Below are 8,790 nucleotides of genomic sequence, written 5' to 3' on the forward strand. Positions count from 1 at the left end.
GCGTGGGGCCGTCGTAGTACGGGGTGTTCTCCGAACGCACCGCGACGTTGTCGCCGTGCAGGGCCGACACCGGGATCTCGACGACGTCCTCGGACGCCCAGCCGAGCGAACTGGTCAGCGAGTTGAACTCCGCCGAAATGTTCGCGAACACGGTGGCCGGATCCTCGACGAGGTCGATCTTGTTGACGGCCAGCACCAGCTTGGGGACGCCGAGCAGCGCGAGAACGGCGGCGTGCTTGCGCGTCTGGGAGATGACACCCTTGCGGGCGTCGACCAGCAGGATGACCATCTGCGCGGTGGATGCACCCGACACCGTGTTCCGGGTGTACTGCACGTGCCCGGGAGTGTCGGCGAGGACGAACGAGCGGCGGGGGGTCGCGAAATACCGGTATGCCACGTCGATCGTGATGCCCTGTTCGCGCTCCGCGCGCAGACCGTCGACCAGCAGGGACAGGTCGGGGGTGGACAGCCCCTTGTCGACCGACGCCCGGGTGACGGCGTCGATCTGATCGGCGAGAACCGATTTCGTGTCGTACAGCAGACGGCCGACGAGGGTCGACTTGCCGTCGTCCACACTGCCGGCGGTGGCAAGCCTCAGAAGGTCGCTCATGATCAGAAATAGCCCTCTCGCTTGCGGTCTTCCATGGCCGCTTCGGAAACTCGGTCGTCGCCACGGGTCGCGCCGCGCTCGGTCAGCCGGGACGCTGCGACCTCGGCGAGGATCGCCTCGTTGTCGCCGGCGTCGGAAAGAACTGCGCCCGTGGTGGATCCGTCGCCGACGGTGCGGTACCGCACCGACAGCGTCTGCAGGTCCTCACCCTCGGACGGTCCGCCCCACACACCGGGCGTCATCCACATGCCGTCGCGCTGGTACACCTCGCGCTGGTGCGCGTAGTAGATGCTGGCCAGTTCGACGTTGTCACGGGCGATGTACCGCCAGATGTCGAGTTCGGTGAAGTTGCTGAGCGGGAAGACGCGGACCTGCTCACCGGGGGAGTGCTTGCCGTTGTACAGGTTCCACAGTTCGGGGCGCTGCTTCTTCGGGTCCCACTGGCCGAATGCGTTGCGCAGCGAGAAGATGCGCTCCTTGGCGCGGGCGCGCTCCTCGTCGCGTCGGGCGCCACCGAAGACCGCGTCGAAACGGTTCTCGGCGATGGCGTCGAGCAGCGGAACGGTCTGGAGGGGGTTGCGGATCCCGTCGGGGCGTTCGGTGAGCCGGCCGTCGGCCAGGTAGTCCTCGACCTTCGCCACGTGCAGACGCAGGTTGTACTTGGACACGACGTGATCGCGGAAGTCGAGGACCTCCTGCAGGTTGTGTCCGGTGTCGACGTGCAGCAGCGCGAACGGCAGCGGCGCAGGCCAGAACGCCTTGATCGCCAGGTGCAGCAGCACCGTGGAGTCCTTGCCGCCGGAGAACAGGATCACCGGGCGTTCGAACTCGCCCGCGACCTCACGGAAGATGTGGATGGCTTCCGACTCGAGGGCGTCGAGCGTGTCGAACTGCGACCCGTCCAACTGCGGCCGGACTGCGGATTCGGCGAGGGAATGGGAAATGTCGATGGTCATGAGGCGTGCAACCCGCATTCTGTCTTGGCCTGACCGGCCCAGCGGCCGCTGCGCGGATCGCTGCCGGGGGCTGGCTTGCTGGTGCACGGAGCGCACCCGATGGACGGATATCCCTCGTCGACGAGCGGATTCACCAGAATCGAGTGCTCGTCGATGTAGGACTGCATGTCTTCGTCGGACCACGCGGCGATCGGGTTGATCTTCACCAGACCGAACGCGTCGTCGAACGAGATCAGGGGGGCGTTGGCGCGGGTGGGCGCCTCGACCCGCCGGATGCCGGTGACCCACGCCTTGTAGCCGGAGAGGGTCTTCTTCAGCGGGGCGACCTTCCGCAGTGCGCAGCACCGGTTGGGTTCGCGGGCGAACAGATCCTTGCCCTCCGCCGCATCCTGTTCGGCGACACTCGCCTCGGCCCGCGCGTTGATCACGTTGACGCCGTACACCTGCTCGACGGCGTCACGGGTGCCGATGGTTTCAGCGAAGTGGTATCCGGTGTCGAGGAACAGCACGTCCACACCGGGATGGACCTGGGCGGCGAGGTGGACCAGAACGCCGTCCTGCATGTTCGAGGCGACGATGTAGTCGCTTCCGAACGTGTCCTCGGTCCACTGCAGCAGTTCCTGCGCAGAGGCGCCCTCGAGACTTGCCGCGCCCTGCGCGGCAAGGAGCCGTAGGTCGTCCTGGGTGGCTGTGGCGAGATTCAACGCAAGTCTCCTTCGTCTGCGCGCACGACCCATTCCGCGAAGCGTTCACCCTCGTTGCGGTGCTTCACGAAGTGGCGGACGACGCGATCGATGTAGTCACCGAGTTCGGTGCTGGTGACCTTGTGCTGGCGAAGCTTCCGGCCGAAGGCCGAATCGAATCCGAGGCTGCCGCCGAGGTGAACCTGGAAGCCCTCCACCTGGTTGCCCTCGCCGTCGTCGACGAGCATCCCCTTGAATCCGATGTCGGCTACCTGCGAGCGGGCGCAGGAGTTCGGGCAGCCGTTGATGTTGATCGTGATCGGCACGTCGAGCTGCGCGTTGATGTCGGCGAGCCGCTGCTCGAGTTCGGGAACGAGCACCTGCGAGCGCTTCCGCGTCTCCGCGAACGAGAGCTTGCAGAACTCGATGCCCGAGCACGCCATCAGGTTCTTACGCCAGTGCGACGGACGCGCGGGCAGGCCCACCTCGTCCAGGTCGGCGATCAGCTGCTCGAGCTTGTCGTCGGCGACGTCGAGAATGATCAGCTTCTGGTACGGCGTGAAGCGGATCTTGTCGCTGCCTGCCCGCTCCGCGGCGTCCGCGACCTTGGCCAGGATTGTGCCGGACACGCGACCTGCGATGGGGGCGACGCCGACGGCGTTGAGACCGTTGCGGGTCTTCTGCACACCGACGTGGTCGATCGGCCGGGTGGGCTTCTCCGGCGCGGGGCCGTCGATGAGCTTGCGCTTCAGGTACTCGGTTTCGAGGACCTCGCGGAACCTCTCGATACCCCAGTCCTTGACCAGGAACTTCAGGCGGGCCTTGTTCCGCAGCCGGCGGTAACCGTAGTCGCGGAAGATCGACACGACGGCCTCCCACACGTCGGGAACCTCGTCGAGCGGCACCCAGACGCCGACCCGCTGCGCCAGCATCGGGTTGGTGGACAGCCCGCCGCCGACCCACAGGTCGAGGCCGGGACCGTGCTCGGGGTGGTTGACCCCGACGAACGCGACGTCGTTGATTTCGTGCACCACGTCCTGCTGACCGGAGATCGCGGTCTTGAACTTGCGTGGCAGATTCGAGTACTCGGGCTTGCCGATGTAGCGGCGGACGATCTCATCGATCGCGGGAGTGGGGTCGAGGACCTCGGTCAACGACTCACCGGCCAGCGGTGAACCCAGGACGACGCGGGGGCAGTCACCGCACGCCTCGGTGGTCTTGAGGCCGACGCCTTCGAGGCGCTTCCAGATCTCCGGGACATTCTCGACCTCGATCCAGTGGTACTGGACGTTCTCGCGGTCCGAGAGGTCGGCGGTGTCGCGCGCGAACTCGGTGGAGATACCGGCGATGGTGCGCAGCTGCTCGACGTTCAGGGCRCCGGCGTCRCAGCGGACCCGCATCATGAAGTACTTGGCTTCGAGCAGGTCGATGTTCTCGTCACCGGTGAAGGTGCCGTCGTACCCCTGCTCGCGCTGGGTGTAGAGACCCCACCAGCGCATACGGCCACGCAGGTCACCCTTGTCGATGCTGTCGAAGCCCTGCTTCGAGTAGATGTTCTCGATACGGGCCCGGACGTTGAGCGGGTTGTCGTCCTTCTTGGCCTGCTCGTTGGCATTGAGGGGCTCGCGGTAGCCGAGGGCCCACTGGCCTTCGGCGCGTCGCCGAGCCGGCTTCGCCGTGCGCGTACGCGCGGGTGCTGCGTCAACGGCAGCGGGGGAGGCGTCGGTGGTCGACGTCATGGAGCACTCCTGAATCTCAAGATGCACCGGCTGAGGCCGAGGAGGAGGGCTGATCCTCGCTCGGGGCATTCGAATCCGGCCGGAAGTCGAGAAGAATGATGAACGGGCTGACAGGCTGAATTACTGCGCGATACAGGGCAGACAACAACAGCTGCAGACACGCTTGAGATCGACGTGACGACGCGCCACAAGTCGCACTCCGGGTCCGGTCATGCCGACCATTGTGCCACGTCAGATCGCTCACGCAGAGCCGGGCACCGATTTCCACCATTTTTGCGGGAAATATCACGAGGAGGGGCCCGCGACGGCCGGGTGGACACCGGAGGTGAGCCGACCATGGAGACTGTAAGGGTGAACGGAACGAGCACTACCACGGTCGGACGCGACGAGGCGGCGGCATTCGCGCTGCCCGGGAGTGCGTTGAAGGGTGTGGGGAGCCGCCCGTTCGGGATCTATGTGCACGTGCCTTTCTGTGCCACACGCTGCGGATACTGCGATTTCAACACGTACACGGCAGGCGAGCTGGGGACGTCCGCGTCGCCGCAGTCGTGGATGGAAGGTCTGCGCCGCGAACTCGACCTCGCCGCGCAGATGACGGGCGCCCCGGCCGTGGACACGGTGTTCGTCGGCGGCGGCACGCCGTCACTCCTCGGCGGCGACGGACTGTCGGACGTTCTCGGTGCGGTCCGCTCGAGCTTCGGCCTCGCGAAGGGCGCCGAAGTGACCACCGAGTCGAACCCGGAGTCCACGTCGCCGGAGTTCTTCGAGCGGTTGCGCGCCGGCGGATTCACGCGGATCTCGCTGGGCATGCAGTCGGCGGCGCAGCACGTGCTGAAGGTGCTCGACCGCACCCACACGCCGGGACGCGCCGTGGCGGCGGCGCAGGAGGCGCGGGCCGCCGGGTTCGAGCACGTCAATCTCGACCTCATCTACGGAACGCCGGGGGAGCGCGACGAGGACCTCGACCTCTCGCTGGACGCCGTGCTGTCCGCCGGGGTGGACCACGTATCCGCCTACGCCCTGATCGTCGAGGACGGCACGGCGCTGGCGAGGAAGGTGCGCCGCGGCGAACTGCCCGCGCCCGACGACGACGTCCTGGCGTCGTGGTACGAGCGCATCGACGCGCGGCTCGCGGAAGCGGGCCTGACCTGGTACGAGGTGTCGAACTGGGCATCGGCTGACGCCGCGAYGGGGGAATCACGTTGCCGGCACAACCTGGGGTACTGGGACGGCGGGGACTGGTGGGGCGCCGGGCCGGGCGCGCACAGCCACGTCGGCGGAGTCCGCTGGTGGAACGTCAAGCATCCGGCGCGCTACGCGGACCAGCTGGCGGCGGGAAGTCTGCCCGTCGGTGGGAGCGAACAGCTGACCACGGAGGACGTCCACGTCGAGCGGGTGATGCTCACCGCGCGGCTGCGGACGGGACTGCCGGTGGCGGAGCTGGATGCCGCGGAGCAGCGCGCGGCCGAGACCGTGGTGGCAGACGGACTGCTCGTGCGCGAGGGCGAGCACCTGGTGCTGACCGACCGCGGGCGGCTCCTCGCCGACGCCGTGGTCCGGACGGTGCTGCGCTGACGCTCAGCCCTCGACCGCCCAGCCCTCGACCGCCCAGCCCTCGAAACCTCAGGCCGTGACGATGCCGGGCATCTCGTCGTAGTCGAAGACGCGGGCATGCAGCACCACGCGGTTCCGCAGTGCCGAGCGCACGGCCCGGTGCAGCCCGTCCTCGAGGTAGAGCACCCCGTGCCACTGGACCGCGTGCGGGAACAGGTCGCCGTAGAACGTCGAGTCCTCCGACAGCAACCGGTCGAGCTCGAGAACCTTGGTCGTGGTGACGATCTCGTCGAGCCGCACCTGCCGGGGTGGGATCTTGGACCAGTCGCGCAGCGACAACCCGTGGTCCGGGTACGGCTTGCCGTCCATGACACCTTTGAAAATCATCGCCTCGTCATCCGCCCGTGGTCGTTGCCTCTGCTCGTCTCCGGTCACCACAGTAAGGCCTGAACCGGTATCGGCGGCGCGGCGATTAGACTGGACCGAGCCGAGATGCACGTGCATCTGCACGTAGCTCAGGGGATGTGGCGGCCGATCCGAACGAAGGTTCGGTGACGCCGCTGCCCGTGATGATCGAGAACTGGAGGTGGACGGCGATGTCGAGTACGGACGACAGACGGTTCGAGGTTCTCCGCGCCATCGTCGCCGACTACGTCTCGACCCAGGAGCCGGTGGGATCGAAGGCGCTGGTCGAGCGGCACAACCTGGGCGTTTCCAGTGCGACGGTCCGCAACGACATGGCGTTTCTCGAGAGCGAGGGCTACATCGCCCAGCCGCACACGAGTTCCGGTCGTGTTCCCACGGACAAGGGCTACCGGCAGTTCGTCGACCGCATCGCCGACGTGAAGCCGCTGTCGACGGCGGAGCGGCGCGCGATCCTCGATTTCCTCGAATCCGGCGTCGACCTGGACGACGTCCTCCGGCGTGGTGTGCGCCTGCTCGCGCAACTCACACGCCAGGTCGCGGTTGTGCAATATCCCACACTCTCGGCGTCGTCGGTCCGGCACCTCGAGGTTGTCGCGCTGACGCCTGCCCGCCTGCTGCTCGTGCTCATCACCGATTCGGGCCGAGTGGATCAGCGCATCGTCGAACTCGGCGACGTGCTGGACGACGAGGATCTGGCACGGCTGCGCGGGTTGCTCGGCGGCGCCCTCGACGGCAAGCGGCTGGCGGCGGCGTCCATCGCGGTCTCGGAGCTGGCCGACGAGGCCCCGGAGGATCTGCGCGATGCCGTGATCCGTTCGGCGACCGTGCTGGTGGAGACGCTCGTCGAGCACCCCGAGGAGCGGCTGGTCCTCGGCGGCACCGCGAATCTGACCCGCAACGCCGCCGACTTCTCGGGAATCAGCGGATTCCCCGGTTCGCTGCGGGCGGTCCTCGAGGCGCTGGAGGAGCAGGTGGTGGTGCTCAAGCTGCTGGCCGCCACGCAGGACGCGGGCACCGTGACGGTGCGGATCGGTGAGGAAACCCAGGTGGAGCAGATGCGCGGCACCTCCGTCATCTCGACCGGTTACGGTGCGGCAGGCACCGTGCTCGGTGGAATGGGCGTCCTCGGACCCACCCGAATGGACTATCCGGGAACAATTGCGTCGGTGGCAGCCGTTGCGAGATACATCGGCCAGGTGCTCGCCGAGCGGTGACGGCCGGCCCCGGCGACAGCGCCACCGTGAACGAGCACACGTACCGGTAGCGAGATAACGAAGTAGAGAAGGACGAGAGACTCAACGTGGCACGGGATTACTACGCAACGCTCGGCGTCGATCAGAAGGCGACCGATCAGGAGCTCAAGCGCGCGTACCGCAAGCTTGCGAGGGAACTGCATCCCGACGTGAACCCCGACGAGGCGGCGCAGGCCCGGTTCCGGGACATCTCGACGGCCTACGAGGTGCTGTCCGATCCGGAGAAGCGTCGCATCGTCGACCTCGGCGGCGACCCCCTCTCCTCGGGTGGCGGCGGAGGTGGAGCCGGCTTCGGCGGCGGTTTCGGTGGCGGCCTCGGCGACGTGTTCGAAGCGTTCTTCGGCGGCGGAGGCGGTGCGGGTCGCGGGCCCCGCGGCCGCGTCCAGCCGGGCGCCGATTCACTCCTGCGCACCAGGCTGACGCTGGCGGAGTGCGCGACCGGCGTGAGCAAGCAGGTCACCGTCGAGACGGCGATCCTGTGCGACAGCTGCACCGGTGCGGGCACCAACGGCGACTCCAAGCCGGTGCGCTGCGAGACCTGTGGCGGCGCCGGCGAGGTCCAGTCGGTGCAGCGTTCGTTCCTCGGCCAGGTCATGACGTCGCGGCCGTGCCCCACCTGCCGCGGCGCCGGCGAGRCGATCCCCGACCCCTGCCACAAGTGTGGCGGCGACGGCCGGGTCCGCGCCCGCCGCGACATCACGGTGAAGGTGCCCGCAGGCGTCGCAGGCGGAATGCGGATCCGGCTCGCCGCGCAGGGCGAGGTCGGCCCCGGTGGCGGACCCGCAGGCGACCTGTACGTCGAGGTGGTCGAGCAGGCGCACGAGGTGTTCGTGCGCGACGGCGAAGACCTGCACTGCACGATCCGGGTTCCGATGATCGACGCCGCCCTCGGCACGACCGTGACGATCGACACGATCATCGACGGGCCCAAGGAGATCACCATCGAGCCGGGGACCCAGCCGGGATCGGTGACGGTCCTGCGCGGGCACGGCATGCCGAAGCTGCGTTCCGGTATCCGCGGCGACGTGCACGCCCACCTCGAGGTCGTGGTTCCGTCGCGACTGGACCACAAGGAGACGAAGCTTCTCCGCGAACTCAAGGACCTGCGCGACCGCGACGTCGCCGAGGTCGTCTCCACCCAGTCGCAGCACAGCGGCGGATTGTTCTCACGCCTGCGCGAAGCGTTCAGCGGTCGCTGACCGTGGCGGCGACGGTCTTCTTCCTCGACCCGCTGCCCGAGGTGGGGAGCACCGCGGTCCTGGACGGCCCGGAGGGCAGGCACGCCGCGACGGTGCGCCGGATCGGCATCGGGGAGCGGATCGTGCTGGCCGACGGCCGGGGTGGTCTCGCCGACACCGAGGTGACGGCGGCCGCCAAGGACCGGCTCGAACTCACCGTTCACGAGCGTCGTCAGGTGTCCGCGCCGTCGCCGAGTGTGACTGTGGTGCAAGCGCTTCCGAAGGCGGAGCGGTCCGAGTTGGCGGTCGAGCTGGCCACCGAGGCCGGCGTCGACGCGATCGTGCCGTGGCAGTCCTCGCGGTGTGTGGCGCGGTGGGAGGGCCCCAAGGT

Annotated in this window: 10 protein-coding genes; 4 read left to right on the top strand and 6 right to left on the bottom strand. The window is 68.0% G+C overall.

Annotation, left to right across the window (positions count from 1 at the left end; translation table 11 throughout):
• The 5 genes from AC1D1G_RS36850 to AC1D1G_RS36870 all read right to left on the bottom strand — a co-directional run.
• On the bottom strand, window positions 1-610 hold a 610-nt coding region (locus AC1D1G_RS36850; RefSeq protein WP_477956004.1), incomplete at its 3' end, for a GTP-binding protein.
• A gap of 2 nt (window positions 611-612) precedes the next feature.
• Complete coding sequence (gene cysD / locus AC1D1G_RS36855; RefSeq protein ID WP_280782437.1) at window positions 613-1,566, bottom strand: sulfate adenylyltransferase subunit CysD; 954 nt, start codon at window positions 1,564-1,566, stop codon at window positions 613-615.
• Window positions 1,563-2,303, bottom strand: coding sequence for a phosphoadenylyl-sulfate reductase (locus AC1D1G_RS36860; RefSeq protein ID WP_283333647.1), 741 nt, complete (start codon window positions 2,301-2,303; stop codon window positions 1,563-1,565). The genes cysD and AC1D1G_RS36860 overlap by 4 nt, the downstream gene beginning before the upstream one ends.
• A complete protein-coding gene (locus AC1D1G_RS36865) occupies window positions 2,267-3,988 on the bottom strand; it encodes a nitrite/sulfite reductase (RefSeq protein WP_009473957.1) in 1,722 nt (573 codons plus the stop codon). Before AC1D1G_RS36865 ends, AC1D1G_RS36860 begins: the two co-directional genes overlap by 37 nt.
• Window positions 3,989-4,108: 120 nt before the next feature.
• Window positions 4,109-4,210: an Ms4527A family Cys-rich leader peptide gene (locus tag AC1D1G_RS36870; protein ID WP_368681006.1), complete on the bottom strand. Its 102-nt coding sequence runs from the start codon at window positions 4,208-4,210 to the stop codon at window positions 4,109-4,111.
• 129 nt (window positions 4,211-4,339) lie between these two features.
• Here AC1D1G_RS36870 and hemW point away from each other — a divergent pair, with 129 nt between their 5' ends.
• Window positions 4,340-5,563, top strand: a complete 1,224-nt coding sequence (gene hemW, locus AC1D1G_RS36875) for a radical SAM family heme chaperone HemW (RefSeq protein WP_477956007.1) — start codon at window positions 4,340-4,342, stop codon at window positions 5,561-5,563.
• 48 nt (window positions 5,564-5,611) lie between these two features.
• Here hemW and AC1D1G_RS36880 read toward each other — a convergent pair whose 3' ends face one another.
• Window positions 5,612-5,929: a type II toxin-antitoxin system VapB family antitoxin gene (locus AC1D1G_RS36880; RefSeq protein WP_005261240.1), complete on the bottom strand. Its 318-nt coding sequence runs from the start codon at window positions 5,927-5,929 to the stop codon at window positions 5,612-5,614.
• Between the two features lie 209 nt (window positions 5,930-6,138).
• Here AC1D1G_RS36880 and hrcA point away from each other — a divergent pair, with 209 nt between their 5' ends.
• The 3 genes from hrcA to AC1D1G_RS36895 form a co-directional block, all read left to right on the top strand.
• A complete protein-coding gene (hrcA, locus tag AC1D1G_RS36885) occupies window positions 6,139-7,182 on the top strand; it encodes a heat-inducible transcriptional repressor HrcA (RefSeq protein ID WP_105415156.1) in 1,044 nt (347 codons plus the stop codon).
• Window positions 7,183-7,268: 86 nt separating this feature from the next.
• Window positions 7,269-8,420: a molecular chaperone DnaJ gene (dnaJ, locus tag AC1D1G_RS36890; RefSeq protein WP_477956009.1), complete on the top strand. Its 1,152-nt coding sequence runs from the start codon at window positions 7,269-7,271 to the stop codon at window positions 8,418-8,420.
• 2 nt (window positions 8,421-8,422) lie between these two features.
• Window positions 8,423-8,790 (top strand): RsmE family RNA methyltransferase (locus AC1D1G_RS36895; protein ID WP_477956011.1); only part of this gene is annotated, 368 nt, incomplete at its 3' end.

This window comes from Rhodococcus sp. P3_B8 (assembly GCF_056402775.1).

Coding starts and splice junctions, on each gene's coding strand:
- AC1D1G_RS36860 (WP_283333647.1), bottom strand. CDS start 2,303: ATGGGTCGTGCGCGCAGACGAAGGAGACTTGCGTTGAATCTCGCCACA.
- AC1D1G_RS36880 (WP_005261240.1), bottom strand. CDS start 5,929: ATGATTTTCAAAGGTGTCATGGACGGCAAGCCGTACCCGGACCACGGG.
- cysD (WP_280782437.1), bottom strand. CDS start 1,566: ATGACCATCGACATTTCCCATTCCCTCGCCGAATCCGCAGTCCGGCCG.
- AC1D1G_RS36870 (WP_368681006.1), bottom strand. CDS start 4,210: ATGGTCGGCATGACCGGACCCGGAGTGCGACTTGTGGCGCGTCGTCAC.
- hrcA (WP_105415156.1), top strand. CDS start 6,139: ATGTCGAGTACGGACGACAGACGGTTCGAGGTTCTCCGCGCCATCGTC.